Raw genomic sequence first — 21096 nt, 5'->3', positions numbered from 1 at the left:
TCGGCGCCGGGCATCGGACCACGGTCCGAGCGACCGTGGTCCGATGACAACGCGCGCCCGCTGGGCTGACATGGGCGCATGCTCACTTTCGACGATCTGGTGAAGCGCCGCGGCTCGCGCGACATCCTCTCCGGCGTGACGTTCCGGGCCGAGCCGGGCCGCGTCACAGCCTTCCTCGGCCCGAACGGCGCGGGCAAGTCCTCGACCTTGCGGATCCTGCTCGGCCTGGACCGGCCGACGTCCGGGACGGCGCTGGTGGACGGGCAGCCGTACGCGTCGCTGCGGCGGCCGCTGCGGGTGGTGGGCTCGGTGCTGGACGGGTCCGGGGCGCACCGGTCCCGGCCGGCGCGGCAGCACCTGGCCTGGGTGGCGCGCAGCAACGGCATCCCGCGGCGGCGGGTCGGCGAGGTGCTGGAGCAGGTCGGGCTGGCCGACGCGGCGCGCGTCCGGGCCGGGCGGCTCTCGCTCGGCATGGGCCAGCGGCTGGGGCTGGCCGCCGCGCTGCTCGGCACGCCGTCGGCGCTGGTGCTGGACGAGCCGGTCAACGGGCTGGACCCGGAGGGGATCCGGTGGATCCGCGGGCTACTGCGCTCCTTCGCCGACGACGGCGGGACGGTGCTGCTGTCCAGCCACCTGATGGGGGAGGTCGCCTCGCTGGCCGACGACCTCGTGGTGATCGCCGGCGGACGGATCGTGGCGACGGGCCCGCTGGACCGGGTCACCGCCGGGTACCCGTCGCTGGAGGACGCCTTCTTCGCGCTTACGAGCGGCGGCGCGCGATGAGCGCGGCGCTCGACGCCGTCGCGGCGGAGTGGCGCAAGGCGCTCACGCTGCCCGCCACGCTCATCGCGCTCGCCGTCGCCGTCGCCGGGCCGGTCGCGCTGGCCGCCCTCAACGCGAGCCAGAACGCCACCGACTCCGCCGCCGAGGCCGTTCTGGCCGCGTCGCCGCTGCTCACCATCGGCGCGATCGTCCTCGGCGTCGTCACCGCCGGCAGCGAGTACAGCGCCGGCCGGCCGGTCGCCGTCACGTTCGCCGTCATGCCGCGCCGCGCCGTCGTGCTGGTGGCGAAGGCAGTGGTCGTGACCGGGCTGGTCCTGGTGGGCTCCGCCGTCGCGATGCCGGGAGCGCTCCTCGCCGCGCGGGCGGCCGGCGGCGGCCCGGGGGAGACCGAGCCCGGGCGCTGGCTCGGCGTCGCCGTCTACGCGGCGCTCATCGCGCTCATCGCACTCGGCATCACCACGCTGACCCGCAGCACCGTCGTCCCGCTGATCGTGCTGGTGGCGAACGGGACCGTCGTGTCGCTGGCGTTCCTGTTGTACCTGGTGACGCCGCTCGCCCGGTACCTGCCGGACCTCGCCGGCATGCGGATGCTCGCCGGCGACGACCGGATCGCGATCGACGACGCGCTCGCCCCGCTGCCCGGCGGGCTGGTGATGGCCGCCTGGACGGTCGCGCTGCTGGCCGTCGCGGCCGCCGTGCAGCGCCGCCGGGACGCCTGACCCGGGCCGCGCGCCCGGTACGCTGCCGTGGTGGTGCTGAAAGCCGATGCGATCCTGCTCGACCTCGACGGGACCCTGGTCGACTCGACCGACTCCATCGCGCGCTGCTGGCTGCGCTGGTGCCGTCAGTACGACGTCGACCCGGCCCGGCTGGCCGACGCGCACGGCCGCACCACCGCCGACATCGTCGCCGACCTGCTGCCCGGGCCGATGGTCAGCGCCGCGCTGGCCCGCGTCGACGAGCTGGAGATCGCCGACGCCGGCACGGTCCGGGCCATGCCCGGCGCGGCCGAGCTGCTGGCGTCCATCCCGGCCGATCGCCGCGCCGTCGTCACGTCCGGCAGCGCCGTCATCGCAGCCGCCCGCATGCGCGCCGCCGGGCTGACGCCGCCCGGCGTGGTCGTCACCGCCGACGACGTGCTGCGCGGCAAGCCGCATCCGGAGCCGTACCTGCTGGGTGCGCAGCGGCTGGGCGTCGAGCCCGGCCGCTGTGTCGTCGTCGAGGACGCGCCCAGCGGCATCGCCGCGGCCCGGGCGGCCGGCATGGCCGTCGTCGGGATCGTGTCCACGCACGAGGCGCGCCAGCTGGAGGCCGATCTCGTCGCCGGCAGCCCCGCTCACCTGCGGATCGACGGAACCGGCCCGCTGCTCGTCGACGTCGTAGCTCAGTGACCACCGCACTCGCGCCGCACCAGCCGTGGAGCCGGCAGCAGCGCCGCCGCGTCCTCTGGCCGATCCTCGGCCTGGTCGCGGCGGCCGGCTGCGCCGTCGTGGTGCTCGGGCTCGCGGTCGGCGACCTCGCGCCGTCCACCATCGCCGTCGCCACGTTGTTCGCGCTGCTGCCGGTCGTCGTGGTCGTCGGCGCCTTCCTCTGGCTGGACCGCTGGGAGCCCGAGCCGGGACGGACGATGCTGGCCGCGTTCCTGTGGGGCGGCGGCGTCGCGACACTCGGCGCGCTGGTGGTGAACTCGCTGGTCGCGGTCACGTACGGCGACTACACGTCGTCCGTGGTGTCGGCGCCGTTCGCCGAGGAGGCGCTGAAGGGCGCCTTCCTCGTCGGCCTGCTGTGGCGCCAGCGCGACGAACTGGACGGGCTGGTCGACGGCATCGTCTACGCGGGGCTGGTCGCGGCCGGGTTCGCGTTCGTCGAGAACATCCTCTACCTGGGCCGGGCCTTCGACACCGCGTCGATCGACGGCTACAGCGTGTTCGTCGTGCGCGGCATCTTCTCGCCGTTCGCGCACCCGCTGTTCACCGTGTTCATCGGCATCGCCGTCGGCCTCGCCGCGGGCCGGCGCTCCGTCGCGGCGCGGGTGCTGCTGCCGCTCGTGGGGTACCTGCTGGCGGCCGGGGTGCACGCGCTGTGGAACGCGTCGGCGCTGTGGGACGACGGCCAGGGCTTCATCGCCGTCTACGTCGTCGTCATGGTGCCGGTGTTCGCCGCGATGCTCAGCATCGCGCTCTGGCAGCGCCGCCGCGAGCAGCGCGTCGTCGCGGCCCGGCTGGACGAGTTCGTGCAGGCCGGGTGGATCCCGTGGTACGAGGTCGACCTGCTGTCGACGATGCGCAGCCGGCGCCGCTGGACCAGGGCGATGAAGTCGCAGTACGGCCGCGACGCCGCCCGGGCCGTGCGCGCCTACCAGGTGGCCGTCACCGAGCTGGCGTTCCTCGTCAACCGGCCGCGGCACGGCCGCGGCGACCATCGCGCCAACGCCCGGCTGGCCGAGGTGCTGGCGTTCGTCGGCGAGACCCGCGCCCGGGCCGTCGCGCTGACCAGCGCCGGACGGTGAGGCGAGTCGGCTCGCGGGCCAGGATCACGGTAACCTTCATCCATGCCTGACGAGCTCTTCACCCTCGCCGCCGCCACATCCGGCGCGCCGGGGGCCGCACCCTTCGGCCGCGTGTCGGTCGCCATGGTCACCCCGTTCCTCGACGACGGCGGCCTCGACCTCGAGGGGACCGCCGCGCTGGCGGAGAAGCTCGTCGCCGACGGCGCCGACGGCCTGGTGGTCGCCGGCACCACGGGCGAGAGCCCCACCACCTCCGACGCCGAGAAGGACCTCGTCCTGCGCGCCGTCGTCGAGGCCGTCGGCTCCCGTGCCCGCGTCGTCGCCGGCGTCGGCACCTCCGACACCCGCCACACCGGCGAGCTGGCCCAGGCCGCGCAGAAGGCCGGCGCCCACGGCCTGCTGGTCGTCTCGCCGTACTACAGCCGCCCGCCGCAGGAGGCGCTGTACCAGCACTTCGTCGCCGTCGCGTCGGCCACCGACCTGCCGGTCATGCTCTACGACATCCCGGCCCGCACCGGCGTGCCCATCGCCACCGAGACGCTGGTCCGGCTGGCCGAGCACGACCGCATCGTCGCCGTCAAGGACGCCAAGGGCGACGTGTTCGCGTCGTCCGAGGTCATGGCCCGCACCGGGCTGGCCTACTACTCCGGCGACGACGCGCTCAACCTCGCCCTGCTCACGCACGGCGCCGTCGGCATGGTGAGCGTCGTCGGCCACGTCGCGGCGGCCGAGTACGCGACCATGGTGCGCGCCCTCGACTCCGGCGACCTCGTACGCGCGCTGCAGCTGCACCGCCGGCTCATCCCGGCCGTGCGCGGCATCATGGGCACCGGCCAAGGGGCCACCATGGCCAAGGCCGCCGTCGAGCTGCGTGGCGTCATCCGCAGCCGCACGGTCCGCTCGCCCCTCATCCCCGCCACCGACGAGCAGGTCGCGCAACTGCGCGCCGACCTCGCCGAGGCGGGGCTCGCATGAGCCATCCGCACCCCGAGCTCCCCTCGCCGCCTCCGCTCGACCCCGCCGCGCTGCGCGTCATCCCGCTCGGCGGACTCGGCGAGGTCGGCCGCAACATGACCGTGTTCGAGTACGGCGGCCGGCTGCTGATCGTCGACTGCGGCGTGCTGTTCCCCGAGGACAACCAGCCCGGCGTCGACCTCATCCTGCCCGACTTCGAGTACATCCGGGACCGCCTCGACGACGTCGAGGCGATCCTGCTGACGCACGGGCACGAGGACCACATCGGCGCGGTCCCGTTCCTGCTGCGCGAGAAGCAGGACATCCCCGTCGTCGGCTCCCGGCTGACCCTCGCGCTGATCGAGGCGAAGCTCAAGGAGCACCGCATCGACGCCTACCAGCTGCAGGTCCGCGAGGGGCAGTCGGAGCGGTTCGGCCCGTTCGACGTCGAGTTCCTGGCCGTCAACCACTCCATCCCGGACGCGCTGGCGCTGGCCATCCGCACCCCGGCCGGCGTCGTCCTGCACACCGGCGACTTCAAGATGGACCAGCTGCCGCTGGACGGCCGGCTCACCGACCTCAACGGGTTCGCCCGGCTCGGCGACGCCGGCGTCGACCTGTTCATGACCGACTCCACCAACGCCGAGGTGCCCGGCTTCACGCCGCACGAGCGCGACATCGCCGACGTCCTCGACGGCGTCTTCACCCGCGCGCCGCGCCGCGTCGTCGTCGCCTCCTTCGCCAGCCACGTCCACCGCGTGCAGCAGGTCCTCGACGTCGCCGTCGCGCACGGGCGCAAGGTCGCCTTCGTCGGCCGGTCGATGGTGCGCAACATGGGCATCGCCCGCGACCTCGGCTACCTCACCGTCCCCGGCGGCACCCTCGTCGACCTCAAGTCGATCGACGACCTCCCGCCCGACAAGGTCGTGCTGATGTCGACCGGCTCGCAGGGCGAGCCGATGGCGGCGCTGTCGCGCATCGCCAACCGCGACCACCCGGCCATCCGCATCGAGCCCGGCGACGTCGTCGTGCTGGCGTCGTCGCTGATCCCGGGCAACGAGAACGCCGTGTCCCGGGTCATCAACGGGCTCACCCGCGAGGGCGCCACCGTCGTGCACAAGGGCAACGCCAAGGTGCACACGTCCGGGCACGCCTCCGCCGGCGAGCTGCTGTTCGTGTACAACCTGGTCAAGCCGCGCAACGTCATGCCGATCCACGGCGAGACCCGGCACCTGTTCGCCAACGCCGACATCGCCGTCGCGTCCGGGGTGCCGCGCGAGCGGGTCGCGCTCGCCGAGGACGGCGTCGTCATCGACCTCCTCGACGGCGTCGCGAGCGTCGTCGGCGCGGTGCCGTGCGGCTACGTCTACGTCGACGGCTCCAACGTCGGCGGCGTCGCCGAGGCGTCGCTGAAGGACCGCCGCATCCTCGGCGAAGAGGGCTTCATCTCCGTCGTCGTGGTGGTCGACTCCGTCACCGGCAAGGTCACCGGCGGGCCGGAGATCCACGCCCGCGGGTTCGCCGAGGACGACAGCGTCTTCGACGCCATCCGGCCCGAACTGGTGGCGGCGCTGGAGAAGGCGGCCGAGGGCGGCAACGCCGACACCTACCAGCTGCAGCAGACGGTGCGCCGCACCATCGGCCGCTGGGTCGGCGGCCGGCTGCGCCGCCGTCCGATGATCATTCCGGTGGTCGTGGAGTCGTAGCCGCCACCGCCCCCAGCGCGGCCAGGATGCGGGGCCAGCCGTTGCCCATCATCGTGCGGGACAACTGGGCGCTGGGGGAGTCGGGGTCGAAGCCGCGGTGGGTGAACAGCACCCGGGTGCCGCGGCCCTCCCGGCGCAGCTCGAAGCTGACCACCCAGCCGCTCGGCCCGTCCGCCGCGGCGTCGTCCCAGCTGAAGCTGAGCAGCTCCGGCTCGACCAGTTCCAGCACCTCGCAGGCGACCGTGCCGGAGAAGCCGACCGCGCCGATCGGCTTCGCCGCCATCGTGAACCGGGCGCCGACCCGCGGCTCGAACCCGTCCGGGCGCATCAGCCAGCGGGCCAGCAACTCCGGCGTCGTCAGGGCACGCCAGACCAGGTCCGGCGGGTGCGGGTAGAACTGGTCCAGCTCGATCGTCGTGCGCGTCACGTCGCGTCCTCACCCGCGATGTCGTCCAGGACGTCGCCGAGGTCGGTGAGCCGGGCCCGCCAGTACCGCTCGTACGGCGACAGCCAGTCGCGGACGCCGACCAGCGGGCCCGCGTGGACGGCGTAGTAGCGGTGCCGGCCGCGCTGCTCCTCGCGCACGAGGTCCGTGTCGCGGAGCACGCGCAGGTGCTCCGAGACGCTCGGGCGGGCCATGTCGAACCGGTCGGCGATGTCCTGGACCGTCTGCTCGCCGTCGAGCAGCAGGTCGAGGATGTCGCGGCGGGTCGGGTTGGCGAGCGCGCCGAACAACCGGTCCGCCGGCGACGTCTTGCCCCGTTGCGGCATGGCTCCGTTCTACCTCAGCCCGCGGACGAGAGGACGTAGCCGTTGCCGTCCGGGTCGGCGAACGTGGCCTGGCGGCCCCACGGCAGCTCGTTCGGCCCGTCGACGGCCACGCCGGCGGCCCGCAGCCGCTCGACGTCGGCGTCGAGGTCGGACGACGCCAGGATGGTGCCGCCGGACGTCCCCGCCGTGGCGCCCGGGAACGGCCGGTGCAGCACGATCGCCGTCGCCGCGCCGGGCGGGGCGACCTCCAGCCAGCGGTTGTCGCCCATGGCGAGATCGGTGCGGACCTCGAAGCCGAGCACGTCGGCATAGAACCGCCGGGCCCGCTCCTGGTCGTCGACGAACATGGTCAGGGTCCGGATCTGCGTCAGGCTCATGCCGGAACCATAGGTAGGATTTTTCCTACGCGTCAACTCACGTTCCATGATCATCAACCTTCTGAGACGTCATAGCAGCCCAAAAGGTTGATGATCATGGAACCCACCTGCGGCAACGGACATTTCACCCGACGCGCCGGGGCTCGTGTGACTGAAGATGCGCCTGTGTCGGATGTAGCATGATCTCCATGGCGACCCGAACAGCCACGGCACGGTCGCGAAGCTCGTCGGGTACCCCCAAGCGGCGTACCCCGGCTCGCGGCCGGAAGCGTCGCACACCTGAGCCGCCCCCACCGCCGCCACCTCCGGAGCCGAGTCTCGCCGCGCAGTTCTTCGGCGGCATCGGCCGGATGTTCGTCGGCATCTGGATGGGCATCGCGCACCTCGTCGGCGGCGTGGCCCGCAGTGTGGGACGCACGGCGACGAGCCTCGAGGCCGATCAGCGCCGCGACGGGATGGGGCTGTTCCTCATCGGGACGGCGTTCATCGTCGCGGCGTCGGTGTGGTGGACGCTGGACGGCAAGATCTACGAGGCCGTGTACCAGGGCATCGCGGGCGCCATCGGGACGGGCGCGTACGTCGCGCCGGTGCTGCTGGCGATGGCGGCCTGGCGCACGCTGCGCCACCCCGACCGCAATGGCCCGGGCGGCCGCCAGGTCATCGGCTGGGTGTGCCTCGCGCTGGGCACGCTGGGCCTCGCGCACGTCGCCGGCGGCATGCCGCGCCCGGTCGACGGGCAGGTGGCGATGGAGCGGGCCGGCGGCGCCATCGGCTACGTCTCCTCGACCATCCTGGCCGACCTGCTGACGGTGTACGTGGCGGGTCCGCTGCTGGGCCTGCTGACGCTGTTCGGCGTGCTGGTCATCACCGGCATCCCGCTGTACGAGGTGACGGCGCAGCTGCGTGCCGGCGCGCTGGTCGTGGGCGGCTGGCTGGGCTTCCGGCCCCCGGCCGCCGACGGCGAGGAGGTGGACGCCCACGGCCGCCGCCTCGCGCCCACCGACGATGAGCCGTACGACTCGCCGGTGCTGCGCGAGAAGCCGAAGCGCCGGCGCAAGCCCGAACCCGAGCCCGACGCCGACGACGACACCGCCGAACTGGCCGGCCTCGGCGCCGAGGACGACACCCCGACGGAGCCGGCGGTCGTCGACCGCGAGCTGCGCAAGCGGAAGAAGAAGGGCGCCGACGGCCCGGCCGAGCCGCCGCCGCACACCCCGATCCCGCAGCGGGTCGAGCAGCTGGCGCTGTCCGGCGACATCACGTACACGCTGCCCAACAGCGACCTGCTGCGCCAGGGCAGCCCGCACAAGGCCAAGTCGGCCGCGTCCGACCTGGTCGTCGACTCCCTGATGGGCGTGTTCGACCAGTTCAACATCGACGCCGTGGTCACCGGCTACACCCGCGGCCCGACGGTGACGCGGTACGAGGTCGAGCTGGGCACGGCGGTGAAGGTCGAGCGCGTCACGGCGCTGTCGAAGAACATCTCCTATGCGGTCGCCTCCGCCGATGTTCGAATCCTGTCGCCGATCCCGGGCAAGTCGGCCATCGGCATCGAGATCCCCAACACCGACAAGGAGATCGTCAGCCTCGGCGACGTCATGCGCTCGCCGGTGGCCCGCAAGGACCACCACCCGATGATCGCCGGCCTGGGCAAGGACGTCGAGGGCGGCTTCGTCGTCACGAACCTGGCGAAGATGCCGCACCTGCTGGTGGCGGGCGCCACCGGCTCCGGCAAGTCCAGCTTCATCAACTCGATGATCACGTCGATCCTGATGCGGGCGACGCCTGACGAGGTGCGGCTGATCATGGTCGACCCGAAGCGGGTGGAGCTGTCCGCGTACGAGGGCATCCCGCACCTGATCACGCCGATCATCACGAGCCCGAAGAAGGCGGCCGAGGCGCTGCAGTGGGTCGTGCGCGAGATGGACATGCGCTACGACGACCTCGCCAACTTCGGCTTCCGGCACGTCGACGACTTCAACAAGGCGGTCCGCGCGGGCAAGGTGAAGCCGCCCGAGGGCAGCGAGCGGGTGCTGACGCCGTACCCGTACCTGCTGGTCATCGTCGACGAGCTGGCCGACCTCATGATGGTCGCCCCGCGCGACGTCGAGGACTCCGTCGTCCGCATCACGCAGCTGGCCCGGGCCGCCGGCATCCACCTGGTGCTGGCGACGCAGCGGCCGTCGGTCGACGTCGTCACGGGTCTCATCAAGGCGAACGTGCCGTCGCGGCTGGCGTTCGCGACGTCGTCGCTGGCCGACTCCCGCGTCATCCTCGACCAGCCGGGCGCCGAGAAGCTGGTCGGCCAGGGCGACGGCCTGTTCCTGCCGATGGGCGCGAGCAAGCCGATCCGCGTCCAGGGCGCGTGGGTCACCGAGACCGAGATCGCCGCCGTCGTCGGGCACTGCAAGGAGCAGCTGGAGCCGAACTACCGCGAGGACGTCACGGTGCCCGCGGCCGCGAAGCGCGAGGTCGACGAGGACATCGGCGACGACCTCGACCTGCTCTGCCAGGCCGCCGAGCTGGTGGTCAACACGCAGTTCGGCTCGACGTCGATGCTGCAGCGCAAGCTCCGGGTCGGGTTCGCGAAGGCCGGCCGGCTGATGGACCTGATGGAGAGCCGCGGCATCGTCGGCCCGTCCGAGGGGTCGAAGGCGCGCGACGTGCTGATCAAGCCCGACGACCTCGACGAGGTGCTGGACGCCCTGCGCGGTGACTGAGCCCGGGTACGTCCTGACCGAGGACCGGCCGCGCGGCGACGTCCGCGCGGCCGTCCTGCTGTTGCACGGCGGCCGGTCGGAGAGCCGCGAGCCGGTCCGGCCGCGGCAGCCGTCGGTGCTGCGGCTGCGGCCGTTCGCGCGGGCGCTGCGGCGGGCCGGCGCCGCCCGGGGGCTGACGGTGTGGCGGCTGCGGTACGCGGTCCGCGGCTGGAACGGCGCCGACGAGTCGCCGCTGGCCGACGTCCGGGCCGCGCTCGCCGCGGTGGCGGAGCGCGACCCGGACGTGCCGGTGGCGCTGGTCGGCTACTCGATGGGCGGACGGGCCGCCGTGCGGGTCGCGGGATCGTCCGGCGGCGTCGTCGCGGTGGCCGCGCTGGCGCCGTGGCTGACCCCGTCCGAGCCGCCGTCGCTGCTGGCCGGGAAGCACGTCCTGCTCATGCACGGCAGCGCCGACAGAATGACCGATCCGCGGGCGACGGCGGCGCTGGCGGCCGCGCTGGACGGCGTCGCCGCGTCCTGCCGGTACGTCCCGGTGGCCGGCGACCGGCACGCGATGCTGCGCCACCCGTCGGTCTGGCACCGCGAGGTGACCCGGTTCGTGCTGGCCCGGACGGGGCTCGCCGATCAGGCCCGCTGACGGCGTCCGGTGCCGCCGCGCTGCCAGGGGCGCGGGCCGTCCAGCGGCCGGTAGTTCACCCCCAGCGCGTCCAGCCGCTCCAGGTGCGCCGGCAGGCGGCGCAGCAGGCCGGCGGCGTCGCGGCGCTCCGGCGCCGTCCACGCGACCTCGGCCAGGGCGCTGAGCCGCGGGAACGCCGCGTACTCGACGGCGGACGACGTCGGCAGGAACTCGGTCCAGTGCTGGCCCTGCACGCCGATCAGCCGGCCCGGCCCGTTGCCCGCCTCCGGTTCCCAGGCGGCGACGTCCTCGACGGTGATCAGGCCGCCGATGGCCAGCGGCTCGTCCGCGCCGCCGGACTGGTGGTAGTCGAAGTACGCCACCTCCTTGGTGCACATGACGACGTCGTGGCCGACCGCCATCGCCTTGACGCCGTGGTCGCTGCCGCGCCAGGCCATGACGAGGGTGTCGGCCGGCATGCCGCCGTCGTCGACGACCTCGTCCCAGCCGACGACCCGCCGGCCGTTGCTCGTCATGTGGTCGTGCAGGCGGCGCAGGAACCAGCTCTGCAGCTCGTCGACGGAGGCCAGCCCCAGCTCGGCGGCGCGGGCGGCCGCGGCCGGGCTCTCCCGCCACTCCGTCCGCGGGACCTCGTCGCCGCCGAGGTGCACCCACCGGCCGGGGAACACGTCCAGGACTGTGTCGAGGACGTCGCGGGCGAACGCCAGGGCCTGCTCCGTCGGCGCCAGCACGTTGTCCGAGATGCCCCACGTGCGCCGCACCTCGACCGGCTGCCCGGTGTTGCCCAGCTCCGGGTACGCGGCCAGCACCGACTGCACGTGGCCGGGCAGGTCGATCTCCGGGACGACGGTGATGGCGCGCGCCTCGGCGTAGGCGACGATCTCGCGCAGGTCGTCGAGGGTGTAGAAGCCGCCGTGCGGGGTGCCGTCGAAGCTGTCGGTGCGGCCGATGACGGTCTCGGCGCGCCACGAGCCGGCCTCGGTGAGCCGCGGGTGCGCCGGGACCTCGACCCGCCAGCCCTGGTCGTCGGTGAGGTGCAGGTGCACGACGTTGAGGCGGTGCAGCGCCGCGAGGTCGATCAGCTTCAGCACGAACGCGACCGGCTGGAAGTGCCGCGCGACGTCGAGGTGCACGCCGCGCCACTCGAACCGCGGCGCGTCCTCGATCTCGGCGCAGCCGACCTCGACGGGTCCGGCCGCCACCGGCGCCCGGCGCAGCGCGGCCGGCGGCAGCAGCTGGCGGAACGTCTGGACGGCGCGCGCCAGCGCCGCGGCGGTGCCGCCGTCGATCGTCACCCGCTCGGGCGTCACCGTCAGCCGGTAGCCCTCCGGGCTGTCCCGGACGACGTCGCCGATGCGCAGGACGATGGTCGCGGCGGGGTCGGCGGCCGGCACGACCGGCGCGCGGACCCCGGCGCCGGTCAGGACGTCGTGCAGCAGCCAGGCGGCCCGGCGGGCGTCGTCGTCCGCGCCGATGATGGTGCCGTCGTCGATGGGGAAGGCGCCGGGGCGCGCTTCGTGGACCAGGGGGAGCGGGATCAGCTCGCGCATGGTGGACAACGGTAGAGTGACCGGCGACATGAGCAAACATTCCGTCGCGATCGTCACGCTCGGCTGCAGCCGCAACGAGGTCGACTCCGAGGAGCTGGCCGGCCGTCTCGACGCCGACGGCTTCGAGCTCGTCGCCGACCCCGCGTCCGCCGAGACCGTCCTGGTCAACACCTGCGGCTTCGTCGAGCAGGCCAAGAAGGACTCCGTCGACTCCCTGCTGGCCGCCGCCGACCTCAAGACGTCCGGGGCCACCAAGGCCGTCGTCGCCGTCGGCTGCATGGCCGAGCGGTACGGCGTCGAGCTGGCGTCGGAGCTGCCCGAGGCCGACGCGGTCCTGGGCTTCGACGACTACTCGGCCATCGGCGAGCGGCTGCGGGGGATCCTCGGCGGCGCCGAGCACGTCGCGCACGTGCCCCGCGACCGCCGCACGCTGCTCCCCGTCACGCCGGTCGAGCGGCAGGCCGCCGCCTACGCCGCACCCGACCTGCCGGCCGGCATGTCGCCCGCATCCGGCCCACGCTCGGTGCGGCGGCGGCTCGACGGCGGGCCGATGGCGCCGCTGAAGCTGGCCAGCGGCTGCGACCGCGCCTGCACGTTCTGCGCCATCCCGATGTTCCGCGGCTCGTTCCTGTCCCGCCGCCCGTCCGACGTGCTGGCCGACGCGCGCTGGCTGGCCGGGCAGGGCGTGCGCGAGCTGTTCCTCGTCAGCGAGAACTCGACGTCGTACGGCAAGGACCTCGGCGACATCCGGCTGCTGGAGACGCTGCTGCCCGAGCTGGTCGCCGTCGACGGGATCGAGCGGGTGCGGGTCTCGTACCTGCAGCCGGCCGAGATGCGCTCGACGCTGGTCGACGCCATGCTGTCCACGCCCGGCGTCGTGCCGTACTTCGATCTCTCGTTCCAGCACGCCAGCACGCCGCTGCTGCGCCGGATGAAGCGGTTCGGCGGCACGGAGTCCTTCCTGGACCTGATCTCGTCCGTCCGCGACCGGGTGCCGGCCGCCGGCATCCGGTCCAACGTCATCGTCGGGTTCCCCGGCGAGACCGAGGACGACGTCGCCGAGCTGGAGTCGTTCCTCACCCAGGCCCGCCTGGATGTCGTCGGCGTGTTCGGCTACTCCGACGAGGACGGCACCGAGGCCGCGTCGTTCGACGGCAAGCTCGACGCCGACGAGATCTCCGAACGGGTCGAACGCGTCGGCGACCTCGTGGAGGAACTGGTCGCCCAGCGGGCCGAGGACCGCGTCGGCGAGACGGTGTCCGTGCTGGTCGAGTCGGTGCTGCCCGATGGCCGGGTCGAGGGCCGGGCCGAGCACCAGGGCCCCGAGGTCGACGGCAGCACCGTGGTGTCCGGCGGCGCGGCCGTCGGCGACATCGTCACCGCGACCGTCACCGGCAGCGACGGCGCCGACCTCGTCGCCGCGCCCGTCCACGTGCCCTAGCCTTGGCCCCGTGGCCGAACAGTCGACCTCTCCGCCCAGCCCGTGGAACATCGCCAACGCGCTGACCGTCCTGCGGGTGGTGCTGGTGCCGCTGTTCGGCTGGCTGCTGCTGCGGCACGGCGGCGACGACGACGCCTCGAGGGTGGCGGCGTTCTTCACGTTCGGCGTCGCGATGATGACCGACCGCTTCGACGGCGACCTCGCCCGGCGCCGTGGCCTGGTCACCGACTTCGGCAAGATCGCCGACCCGATCGCCGACAAGGCGCTCACCGGCATGGCGTTCGTCGGGCTGTCGATCCTCGGTGAGCTGCCCTGGTGGGTGACGGTCGTCGTGCTGGTCCGCGAGTGGGGCATCACGGCGCTGCGGTTCGCCGTCATCCGGTACGGCGTCATGGCGGCCAACCGCGGCGGCAAACTGAAGACCGTCCTGCAGGCGCTGGCGCTCGGCCTGTACATCCTGCCGCTGCCCGGCTGGTTCGACCCCATCGAGGGGACGGTCATGGCGGCCGCCGTCATCGTCACCGTCGTCACCGGCGTCGACTACGTGTTGTCGGCGATCCGGCTGCGGCGGAGCGCGACGCCGTGAGCGTCTCGGCCGCCTCGGTGGTCGCCCGGCTGGTCGCGCGCGGGCTGACGGTCGCCGCGGCGGAGTCGCTGACCGGCGGGCTGGTGTGCGCCGCGCTGACGTCGGTGCCCGGGTCGTCCGCGGTGGTCCGGGGTGGGGTGGTCGTGTACGCGACCTCGTTGAAGGAGTCGCTGGCCGGGGTGCCGCCGGCGGTGCTGGCGGCGGACGGGCCGGTGGCGGGGTCGACGGCCGCGGCGATGGCCGAGGGCGTCCGCTCGCGGCTGGGCGCGTCCGTCGGCGTGGCGACCACGGGGGTGGCCGGGCCGGATCCGCAGGACGGTCACCCGCCGGGCACGGTGCACGTCGCGGTGGCGTCCGACGGCGGGGTGCGGGTGCGGTCGTTCACGGGTCCGTCGGCGCTGCGCGGCGATCGTTCGGCGGTGCGCGCGGCGACCGTGGCCGCCGTCCTGGAGCTGTTGTCCGAGGTGTGAGATGCCGTCCCGGCGGCCGGGAATCCTGAGGCGTGCCGGGGCGTTCCAGACGGTGAGATGAATTCTTCTGTGCACCCCGTCTTTCCCGGCGAGGCTGGAAACGCAAACGTACGAAACAGAAGGTACGGTGGACTCAAGCACAGTCGAGACGAATCGCGAGAGGGGTAGCCGATGGTTCTCATCAGACGGCTCGTCGGCGATGTCTTGAGACGTCGCCGGATCGAGCAGGGCCGCACCCTTCGCGAGATCTCGGCTGCGGCGCGCGTGAGTCTCGGGTACCTGTCCGAGGTCGAACGCGGCCGCAAGGAAGCGTCGTCCGAGCTGCTCGCAGCCATCTGCGAGGCGCTGGACCTGCCGATGTCCGAGGTGCTCCGCGAGGTCAGCGACGAGATGATGCGGGTCGAGGCGGCGGCGGTGGGCGCGCTCACCGAGCTGCGGCCGCGGGAGTCCGTCCGGCCTCGCGACGTCGTCCGGGTCGGCTGACGCTGCTGCCGGAGTCGTTGCCGCGGTCGAAGCCTGCGCCGGAGTTCCGTGACGCCATGGCCCGCCTGGCGGGCGGTGTGGCGTTGCTCACGGTGCTCGATCCGGTCGGGCGCGACTGCGGCCTCACCGTCACGGCCGTCTCCTCGGTGTCGTTGGAGCCGCCGCTGGTGCTGGCGTGCGTCAAGAAGGACGGCTTCATCCACGACGCCCTCTTCGTCGCCGACGGCTGGTCACTCTCGTTCCTGGCCGCCGACCAGCTGGCGCTGTCCGATTACGGGGCACGCGAGCGTCACCCTGGCGCTCGCGACGACTTCTCGCCCTGGCCGACCCGCCGTTCGGCCCGCGGCGAACTGATCTTCACCGGTGCCGTCGCCGCCGTCGAGTGCGCGCCGTACGACCTGGTCGACGCCGGCGACCACACGATCGCCCTGGGCCGCGTCACCGCGGTGGCGCGCGACGCCGGTGGCGCCGTGCCCCTCGTCCACGTCGATCGGCGCTACTACGAGCCCGGCCCCGAGGTCGCCTGAGGCTGCCCTTCGGGCGCCGTCAGCGGATCAGCGACGAGGCGGTCGGGCCGGAGCGGATCATGAACTTGTCGAGCGCTTCGATCGGCCCGAACCCGAGCGGCGCATACACCCCGTGCGCGTCGGCCGTGGCCAGCAGCCACCGCTCGATCTCGGCGTGGTCCGGGTGCTCCAGCACGGCGCTGACCAGCACTCGCGCCAGCCCTTTGCCCCGGTGCTCCGGCAGCACGAACACGTCGGCCAGCCACGCGAACGTCGCCCCGTCGCCGACGACGCGGGCGAACCCGGCCTGCGCGCCGCCGGGTGCGTAGAGCCCGACGCCGACGGAGCGGCGCAGGGCCCGCTCGAACGTCTCGCGCGAGCGGTGCTTGCCCCAGTACGTCGTCAGCAGGAACCCGATGATGACGTCGAGATCGAGCCGCTCCGGGTCGTCGTCGACCTCGTAGCCGGCGTGGGTCGCGAGGATCATCCGGCCAGGCTACCCAGCGCCGGCGCGCTTCGCGGCGGCGGAGGAGGCCGGATGAGGTGATGCGGAAGCCGGCGGGGTCAGGAGCTCCGTATCGCGGGGGTGACCTCAGCGCCAGATGTTGGCTCTCAGGTCAACCCGGCCGAACGAGCTCCGATGCTCGGCCGGTTGTGGCCGACCGCCCGCCGATCGCTACCTCGTGCGCCGCGCGCCGGGTCCCGGGTGCCGAGGGTCGGGTTCTGGGCGCCGCTTCGTGCGCCGGCCGCCCAGCGCCGCTCCGGCCGGGCCAGCGCCGCGCAGCGCCGCTCCGGCCGGGCCAGTCGCGGCCGGAGCGGCGGCGCCGACATCGAGGGCGTCGCCGACATCGGGGGCGTTCCGGTCAGCCGCGTAGGCGGAGGCCTCGTGGCGTGGTGTGGAAGCCGACGGCGGTCAGGGCGCCGACATCGGGGCCGTGCCGGTCAGCCGCGTAGGCGGAGGCCTCGTGGCGTGATGTGGAAGCCGGCGGCGGTCAGGGCCTCGCCGAGGGGCGTCGCGGTGATCTGGGCGCCGTCGGCACGTTCGACCCGCAGGGCGCCGAGCGCACCCTCGCGCACCGACAGCGCCAGCGCGTCGGCCGCCGCGCGGAGCCGGTCGGGTTCGTCGGTCCAGGACAGCAGGGTCCGGCCGCCGCGCTCGACGTACAGGGACAGTTCGCCGTCGATCAGCACGACCAGCGCGCCCGCCTTGCGGCCCGGCCGGTGCCCCGGCGACCCGGACTCGCCGCGTTCCGGCCAGGGCAGCGCCGCGCCGTACGGGTTGGCCGGGTCGGTCGCCGCCAGCACCAGCGCGCTGGCCGGCCGGGCGTCGTCGAGGTGGGAGAACGTGCGCAGCCGGTCGACCGCGCCGGGCGTGCCGAACTGCGCCGCGCCCAGCCCGGCGACGAAATAGCCGCGGCGGGCCCGGCCGGTGTCCTCGAACGCCGACAGCACCCGGTACGCGGCCGCGAACCCGCCGGGCAGCCGCTCGGCCTGCACCGCGCCGCGGGTCACGACGCCGTGCCGGTCGAGCAGTGCCTCGGCGGCCGCGTGCGCCCGGCGGGTGGTGTCGGTGTCGCGGCCGGGCAGCAGCGACCACCGGCCGGCCGCCGCCGGCGGACCGGTGCGCGACGGCATCGCCGGCCGGCCGCGCGCATACCGCGACCGCGGCCGGGCCGGCCGGGACCGGTGCGCCGGCCGCCCGGTCAGCAGCGACCGCAACGGCGCCAGCGTGTCGTTGGTGATCAGCCCGGCCCACACCAGATCCCACAGCGCCGTCGTGAGCGCCGCGTCCTCGGGCGGCGCCGGCACGAGCGCCGTCACCGCGTCGCTGAGCTGCCGGAAGAAGTACGCACCGCCGCCGGTCAGCGTCTCGAGTACCGCCTGATGCAGCTCGCCATCGGCGTCGGCGAGATCGATGTCGGGCAGCGTGAGGTGCGCGCCGTCGGCGAGGTGCAGCGACACCCAGCCGTCCGACCCCGGCAGCGTGCCGTGCCCCGACCACACCACCTCGCCGGCCGTCGTCAGCTCGTCCAGCCAGGCCGGCGAGTAGCCGGCGACCCGGGCCGGCAGCACCAACGACTCCAGCGCGCTGGCCGGCACCGCCGCCCCGCCCAGTTGCTCGACCACGCGCAGCACGCCGTCGGCGCCGCGCAGCGAACTGCCCACCGACTGCCACGCCGGCAGAAACCGCCCCAGCGTCGCGGCGTCGACCGGCTCGGCCTCCTTGCGCAGCGCCGCCAGCGACCGCCGCCGCAGCAGCCGCAGCACCTCGGCGTCGCACCACTCGGTGCCGGTGCGCCCGGGCCGCAGCTCGCCCTCGACGACGCGGCCCTCGGCGGACAGCCGGCGCAGCGTCGACACGACCACCGCGACGCCCAGCCCGAACCGTTCGGCCGCCTCGGCGGCGTGGAACGGGCCGTGCGTGCGGGCGTACCGCGCCACGATGTCGCCGAGCGGGTCGGGCACCGGCGCCGTGAACGCGTCGTGCACGCCGCCGGGCAACGCCACGCCGAGCGCGTCGCGCAGCCGGGCGGCGTCCTCGACGGCGGCCCAGACCTCCTGGCCGGCGATGCGCACCGCGATGACCCGCCGCTGCTTCACCAGCTCGTCGAGGTGTCCGGCGGCGTCGGCCGGCTCCGCGGATCGCGCCGCCACCTCGTCCGATGCCAGCGGGCCGAGCAGCCGGAGCAGGTCGGCCACCCCCTCGGTGTCGCGCGCCCGCCGTTCCGGGACCAGCCGCTGCAGCTCGGCCTCCGTGCGCTCGACCACCTCGAGGTCGAGCAGTTCGCGCAGCTCCGTCTGCCCGAGCAACTCGGCCAGCAGCGCGGAGTCGAGCGTCAGCGCCTGCGCCCGCCGCTCGGCCAGCGGGGAGTCGCCCTCGTACATGAACGCCGCGACGTACCCGAACAGCAGCGACCGCGCGAACGGCGACGGCGTCGGGGTCTCGACCTCGACCACCTTGATCTGCCGGCCGGCGACGCGGCGCATGAGGTCGCGCAGGCCATCGAGGTCGTAGACGTCCTGCAGGCACTCGCGCATGGTCTCGAGCAGCATCGGGAACGACCCGTACTTCGACGCGACCTGCAGCAACTGCGACGACCGCTGCCGCTGCTGCCACAGCGGCGACCGGCGGTCGGGGGAGCGACGGGGCAGCAGCAGCGCCCGCGCGGCGCACTCGCGGAACCGCGACGCGAACAGCGCCGACCCGCCGACCTCGCCGGTGACGATGTCGTCCAGCTCGTCGGGGTCGAGCACCACCAGCCGGGCGTCGGGCGCCTCGGCGCCGGGCCTGTCTCCGCCCCCATCGAGCCGCCCGCCAGCGCCGTCGGGCTCCTCGCCGCCGCTCCAGCCGGCCCCCACGCCGTCGAAGGTGTCGGGGATGCGCAGCACGATGCCGTCGTCGGCGTGCGCGGCCTGGACGTCGACGCCGTACCGCTCGCGCAGCCGCGCCCCGATGGCCAGCGCCCACGGCGCGTGCACCCGGGCGCCGTACGGAGAGTGCACGATGAGCCGCCAGTCGCCGAGCTCGTCGCGGAACCGCTCGACCACCAGGGTGCGGTCGTCGGGCACGTGGCCGGTGGCCTCGCGCTGCTCGCGGATGTAGTCGACCAGGTTGTCGACGGCCCATTCGTCCAGCCCGGCGCTCGCGGCCCGCTCGCGCGCCTTCGGGTCGGGCAGCCGGTTGATCTCGCGGACGAAACCGCCGACGGCCGCGCCCAGCTCGGCCGGGCGGCCCAGCGTGTCGCCGTGCCAGAACGGCAGCTTGCCCGGGTGCCCGGGCGCGGGGGAGACCATGACGCGGTCGTGCGTGATGTCCTCGATGCGCCAGCTGGTAGCGCCCAGCGCGAACACGTCGCCGACCCGCGACTCGTACACCATCTCCTCGTCCAGCTCGCCGACCCGCGCCCCGCCGCGGCGGGGATCGGAGCCGACCAGGAACACGCCGAACAGGCCGCGGTCGGGGATGGTGCCGCCGCTGGTCACGGCCAGTCGCTGGGCGCCCGGGCGGCCCTTGAGCACGCCGCCGGTGCGGTCCCAGACCAGCCGCGGCCGCAGCTCGGCGAACTCGTCGGACGGGTACCGCCCGGCCAGCATGTCGAGGACGGCGTCGTACGACGACTGCGGCAGCGTGGCGAACGGGTGCGCCCGCCGGACCAGCGCCAGGAGGTCGTCGACCGGCCAGTCGTCCATGGCCACCATGGCGACGACCTGCTGCGCGAGGACGTCGAGCGGGTTGCGCGGGACGGTGAGCTGCTCGATCTGCCCGGATACCATGCGCTCGGCGACGACGGCGGTCTGCACGAGGTCGCCGCGGTACTTCGGGAACAGCACGCCGCTGGACACCGCGCCGACCTGGTGGCCGGCCCGGCCGACCCGCTGCAGCCCGCTGGCCACCGACGGCGGCGACTCGACCTGCACGACGAGGTCGACCGCGCCCATGTCGATGCCCAGTTCGAGGCTGCTGGTGGCCACGACGGCAGGCAGCCGGCCGGACTTGAGGTCGTCCTCGATCAGCGCCCGCTGCTCCTTGCTGACCGAGCCGTGGTGCGCCCGGGCGATGGTGGCCGCCGCGCCGTGCGACGACCCGGCCTGCGCCATCAGCGACGCCGGCGGCGGATGGTTCGTGGCCGGCTTCTCGTCGGCCGGACGGTCCTCGGCCCGCTCGGCCGCGATCTCGTTCAGCCGCGCCGTCAGCCGCTCGGCCAGCCGCCGCGAGTTGGCGAACACGATGGTCGACTCGTGCTGTTCGACGAGGTCGACGACGCGCTGCTCGACGTGCGGCCAGATGGACGCGGTGCCGCCGTCGCCCTCTTCGTCGAAGCCGACCGGGGCCGGGACCGGCGGCGCGACCGCATCGAGCTCGTCGAGGTCGGGCACCGGGACGACGACCTTGAGATCCCACCGTTTCTCGCTGGGCGGCGCGACGACCTCGACCGGGTGGCTGCCGCCGAGGAACCGGGCCACCTCCTCGATGGGGCGGACCGTCGCGGACAGGCCGATGCGCTGCGTTGGCCGTTCCAGCAGCGCGTCGAGCCGTTCCAGCGACAGCGCCAGGTGCGCGCCCCGCTTGCCGCCGGCGACCGCGTGCACTTCGTCGACGACGACCGTTTCGACGTAGCGCAGCGACTCGCGTGCCTGCGCCGTGAGCAGCAGGAACAGCGACTCGGGGGTGGTGATGAGGATGTCGGGCGGGTGTTTGGCGAACCGGCGCCGTTCGTCGGCCGGGGTGTCGCCGGTGCGGACGCCGACGCTGATGCCCGGCGACGGCACGCCCAGCCGGGCCGCGGCGTGCCCGATGCCGGCCAGCGGCGAGCGCAGGTTCCGCTCGACGTCGACCGTCAGCGCCTTCAGCGGCGAGACGTAGAGGACGCGGCAGCGGTGGGTGGGATCGTCCGGTTCCGGCTCGGAGGCCAGCCGGTCGAGCGCCCACAGGAACGCCGCGAGCGTCTTGCCGGACCCCGTCGGCGCCACCACCAGCGCGTTGTGGCCGGCCGCGACCGAACGCCAGGCGCCCTCCTGCGCCGCCGTGGGCGCAGCGAACGACCCGGCGAACCACGCGCGCGTGGCCGGGCCGAACAGCTCGAGGACGTCATTCATGGACC

The 21096-nt window shown here is 74.1% G+C and carries 19 protein-coding genes and 1 pseudogene; 13 read left to right on the top strand and 7 right to left on the bottom strand.

Translation table 11 applies throughout. From position 1 onward, the window contains the following. Positions 1 to 78: 78 nt before the first annotated feature. From ACW62_RS24615 to ACW62_RS24590, 6 genes are read left to right on the top strand one after another with little or no spacing between them, the layout of a single operon-like run. Positions 79 to 783, top strand: coding sequence for an ABC transporter ATP-binding protein (locus tag ACW62_RS24615; RefSeq protein ID WP_053206754.1), 705 nt, complete (start codon positions 79 to 81; stop codon positions 781 to 783). Beyond that, complete coding sequence (locus ACW62_RS24610; protein WP_053206753.1) at positions 780 to 1502, top strand: hypothetical protein; 723 nt, start codon at positions 780 to 782, stop codon at positions 1500 to 1502. Before ACW62_RS24615 ends, ACW62_RS24610 begins: the two co-directional genes overlap by 4 nt. A gap of 33 nt (positions 1503 to 1535) precedes the next feature. Beyond that, positions 1536 to 2174, top strand: a complete 639-nt coding sequence (locus tag ACW62_RS24605; protein ID WP_205629570.1) for an HAD-IA family hydrolase — start codon at positions 1536 to 1538, stop codon at positions 2172 to 2174. Continuing rightward, a complete protein-coding gene (locus tag ACW62_RS24600) occupies positions 2171 to 3292 on the top strand; it encodes a PrsW family intramembrane metalloprotease (RefSeq protein WP_053206751.1) in 1122 nt (373 codons plus the stop codon). The genes ACW62_RS24605 and ACW62_RS24600 overlap by 4 nt, the downstream gene beginning before the upstream one ends. A gap of 42 nt (positions 3293 to 3334) precedes the next feature. Continuing rightward, the gene (gene dapA / locus ACW62_RS24595; protein WP_053206750.1) at positions 3335 to 4267 is read left to right on the top strand and encodes a 4-hydroxy-tetrahydrodipicolinate synthase; all 933 of its coding nucleotides are present in this window, start codon (positions 3335 to 3337) and stop codon (positions 4265 to 4267) included. Beyond that, entirely contained in the window at positions 4264 to 5952 is a 1689-nt protein-coding gene (locus tag ACW62_RS24590) for a ribonuclease J (protein ID WP_053206749.1), read from the top strand. Before dapA ends, ACW62_RS24590 begins: the two co-directional genes overlap by 4 nt. Here ACW62_RS24590 and ACW62_RS24585 read toward each other — a convergent pair. Genes ACW62_RS24585 through ACW62_RS24575 form a run of 3 tightly spaced genes read right to left on the bottom strand, consistent with a single transcriptional unit; the run spans position 5927 to position 7100 of the window. Continuing rightward, the gene (locus tag ACW62_RS24585; protein WP_053206748.1) at positions 5927 to 6379 is read right to left on the bottom strand and encodes an SRPBCC family protein; all 453 of its coding nucleotides are present in this window, start codon (positions 6377 to 6379) and stop codon (positions 5927 to 5929) included. The genes ACW62_RS24590 and ACW62_RS24585 overlap by 26 nt on opposite strands. Next, positions 6376 to 6723, bottom strand: coding sequence for an ArsR/SmtB family transcription factor (locus ACW62_RS24580; protein ID WP_053206747.1), 348 nt, complete (start codon positions 6721 to 6723; stop codon positions 6376 to 6378). The genes ACW62_RS24585 and ACW62_RS24580 overlap by 4 nt, the downstream gene beginning before the upstream one ends. 14 nt (positions 6724 to 6737) lie before the next feature. Further along, a complete protein-coding gene (locus ACW62_RS24575; RefSeq protein ID WP_053206746.1) occupies positions 6738 to 7100 on the bottom strand; it encodes a VOC family protein in 363 nt (120 codons plus the stop codon). Positions 7101 to 7450: 350 nt separating this feature from the next. On the opposite strand from ACW62_RS24575, the gene ACW62_RS24570 reads away from it, so the two are divergent. Both ACW62_RS24570 and ACW62_RS24565 read left to right on the top strand, forming a co-directional pair. Next, positions 7451 to 9820, top strand: a complete 2370-nt coding sequence (locus tag ACW62_RS24570) for an FtsK/SpoIIIE family DNA translocase (protein ID WP_053206745.1) — start codon at positions 7451 to 7453, stop codon at positions 9818 to 9820. Next, positions 9813 to 10457 (top strand): dienelactone hydrolase family protein, encoded by a 645-nt coding sequence (locus ACW62_RS24565; protein WP_053206744.1) that lies wholly within the window; start codon positions 9813 to 9815, stop codon positions 10455 to 10457. Before ACW62_RS24570 ends, ACW62_RS24565 begins: the two co-directional genes overlap by 8 nt. Here ACW62_RS24565 and ACW62_RS24560 read toward each other — a convergent pair. Continuing rightward, complete coding sequence (locus ACW62_RS24560) at positions 10445 to 12007, bottom strand: beta-N-acetylhexosaminidase (protein WP_053206842.1); 1563 nt, start codon at positions 12005 to 12007, stop codon at positions 10445 to 10447. The genes ACW62_RS24565 and ACW62_RS24560 overlap by 13 nt on opposite strands. Before the next feature lie 28 nt (positions 12008 to 12035). Between ACW62_RS24560 and rimO the strand changes: the two genes are divergently transcribed. The 5 genes and pseudogenes from rimO to ACW62_RS24535 all read left to right on the top strand — a co-directional run bounded on the left by rimO (position 12036) and on the right by ACW62_RS24535 (position 15514). Continuing rightward, positions 12036 to 13448 (top strand): 30S ribosomal protein S12 methylthiotransferase RimO, encoded by a 1413-nt coding sequence (rimO, locus tag ACW62_RS24555; protein ID WP_053206841.1) that lies wholly within the window; start codon positions 12036 to 12038, stop codon positions 13446 to 13448. A 10-nt stretch (positions 13449 to 13458) separates the two neighbouring features. Next, on the top strand, positions 13459 to 14034 hold the full coding sequence (gene pgsA / locus ACW62_RS24550; RefSeq protein ID WP_053206743.1) for a CDP-diacylglycerol--glycerol-3-phosphate 3-phosphatidyltransferase: 576 nt from the start codon (positions 13459 to 13461) through the stop codon (positions 14032 to 14034). Next, positions 14031 to 14504 (top strand): CinA family protein, encoded by a 474-nt coding sequence (locus ACW62_RS24545; RefSeq protein WP_205629569.1) that lies wholly within the window; start codon positions 14031 to 14033, stop codon positions 14502 to 14504. The genes pgsA and ACW62_RS24545 overlap by 4 nt, the downstream gene beginning before the upstream one ends. A 171-nt stretch (positions 14505 to 14675) precedes the next feature. After that, positions 14676 to 14963: pseudogene (locus ACW62_RS24540) on the top strand (helix-turn-helix domain-containing protein); the annotation flags it as partial. A gap of 80 nt (positions 14964 to 15043) precedes the next feature. Beyond that, entirely contained in the window at positions 15044 to 15514 is a 471-nt protein-coding gene (locus ACW62_RS24535) for a flavin reductase family protein (RefSeq protein WP_053206741.1), read from the top strand. A 19-nt stretch (positions 15515 to 15533) separates the two neighbouring features. Here the strand turns inward: ACW62_RS24535 and ACW62_RS24530 are convergent, their stop codons facing one another. The 3 genes from ACW62_RS24530 to ACW62_RS24525 form a co-directional block, all read right to left on the bottom strand. Further along, on the bottom strand, positions 15534 to 15980 hold the full coding sequence (locus ACW62_RS24530; protein WP_053206740.1) for a GNAT family N-acetyltransferase: 447 nt from the start codon (positions 15978 to 15980) through the stop codon (positions 15534 to 15536). Positions 15981 to 16105: 125 nt separating this feature from the next. Then, positions 16106 to 16342, bottom strand: a complete 237-nt coding sequence (locus ACW62_RS34315) for a hypothetical protein (RefSeq protein ID WP_157574957.1) — start codon at positions 16340 to 16342, stop codon at positions 16106 to 16108. Positions 16343 to 16435: 93 nt separating this feature from the next. Beyond that, positions 16436 to 21091: an Lhr family helicase gene (locus ACW62_RS24525; RefSeq protein ID WP_053206739.1), complete on the bottom strand. Its 4656-nt coding sequence runs from the start codon at positions 21089 to 21091 to the stop codon at positions 16436 to 16438. Between the last annotated feature and the right edge of the window lie 5 nt (positions 21092 to 21096).

Source organism: Jiangella muralis (assembly GCF_001270745.1).
In the GTDB taxonomy this organism is placed as follows: Bacteria; Actinomycetota; Actinomycetes; order Jiangellales; family Jiangellaceae; genus Jiangella; species Jiangella muralis.
The sequence above is the reverse complement of the archived record's forward strand: the minus strand, read 5'-3'. Positions and strand labels throughout refer to the sequence as shown.

Excerpts from the sequence above, each read along its gene's own strand:
- ACW62_RS24615 (WP_053206754.1), top strand. The coding sequence starts at position 79 with ATGCTCACTTTCGACGATCTGGTGAAGCGCCGCGGCTCGCGCGACATC.
- ACW62_RS24610 (WP_053206753.1), top strand. The coding sequence starts at position 780 with ATGAGCGCGGCGCTCGACGCCGTCGCGGCGGAGTGGCGCAAGGCGCTC.
- dapA (WP_053206750.1), top strand. The coding sequence starts at position 3,335 with ATGCCTGACGAGCTCTTCACCCTCGCCGCCGCCACATCCGGCGCGCCG.
- ACW62_RS24590 (WP_053206749.1), top strand. The coding sequence starts at position 4,264 with ATGAGCCATCCGCACCCCGAGCTCCCCTCGCCGCCTCCGCTCGACCCC.
- ACW62_RS24580 (WP_053206747.1), bottom strand. The coding sequence starts at position 6,723 with ATGCCGCAACGGGGCAAGACGTCGCCGGCGGACCGGTTGTTCGGCGCG.
- ACW62_RS24575 (WP_053206746.1), bottom strand. The coding sequence starts at position 7,100 with ATGAGCCTGACGCAGATCCGGACCCTGACCATGTTCGTCGACGACCAG.
- ACW62_RS24570 (WP_053206745.1), top strand. The coding sequence starts at position 7,451 with ATGTTCGTCGGCATCTGGATGGGCATCGCGCACCTCGTCGGCGGCGTG.
- ACW62_RS24560 (WP_053206842.1), bottom strand. The coding sequence starts at position 12,007 with ATGCGCGAGCTGATCCCGCTCCCCCTGGTCCACGAAGCGCGCCCCGGC.
- rimO (WP_053206841.1), top strand. The coding sequence starts at position 12,036 with ATGAGCAAACATTCCGTCGCGATCGTCACGCTCGGCTGCAGCCGCAAC.
- ACW62_RS24535 (WP_053206741.1), top strand. The coding sequence starts at position 15,044 with ATGGCCCGCCTGGCGGGCGGTGTGGCGTTGCTCACGGTGCTCGATCCG.
- ACW62_RS24530 (WP_053206740.1), bottom strand. The coding sequence starts at position 15,980 with ATGATCCTCGCGACCCACGCCGGCTACGAGGTCGACGACGACCCGGAG.
- ACW62_RS34315 (WP_157574957.1), bottom strand. The coding sequence starts at position 16,342 with ATGTCGGCGACGCCCTCGATGTCGGCGCCGCCGCTCCGGCCGCGACTG.
- ACW62_RS24525 (WP_053206739.1), bottom strand. The coding sequence starts at position 21,091 with ATGAATGACGTCCTCGAGCTGTTCGGCCCGGCCACGCGCGCGTGGTTC.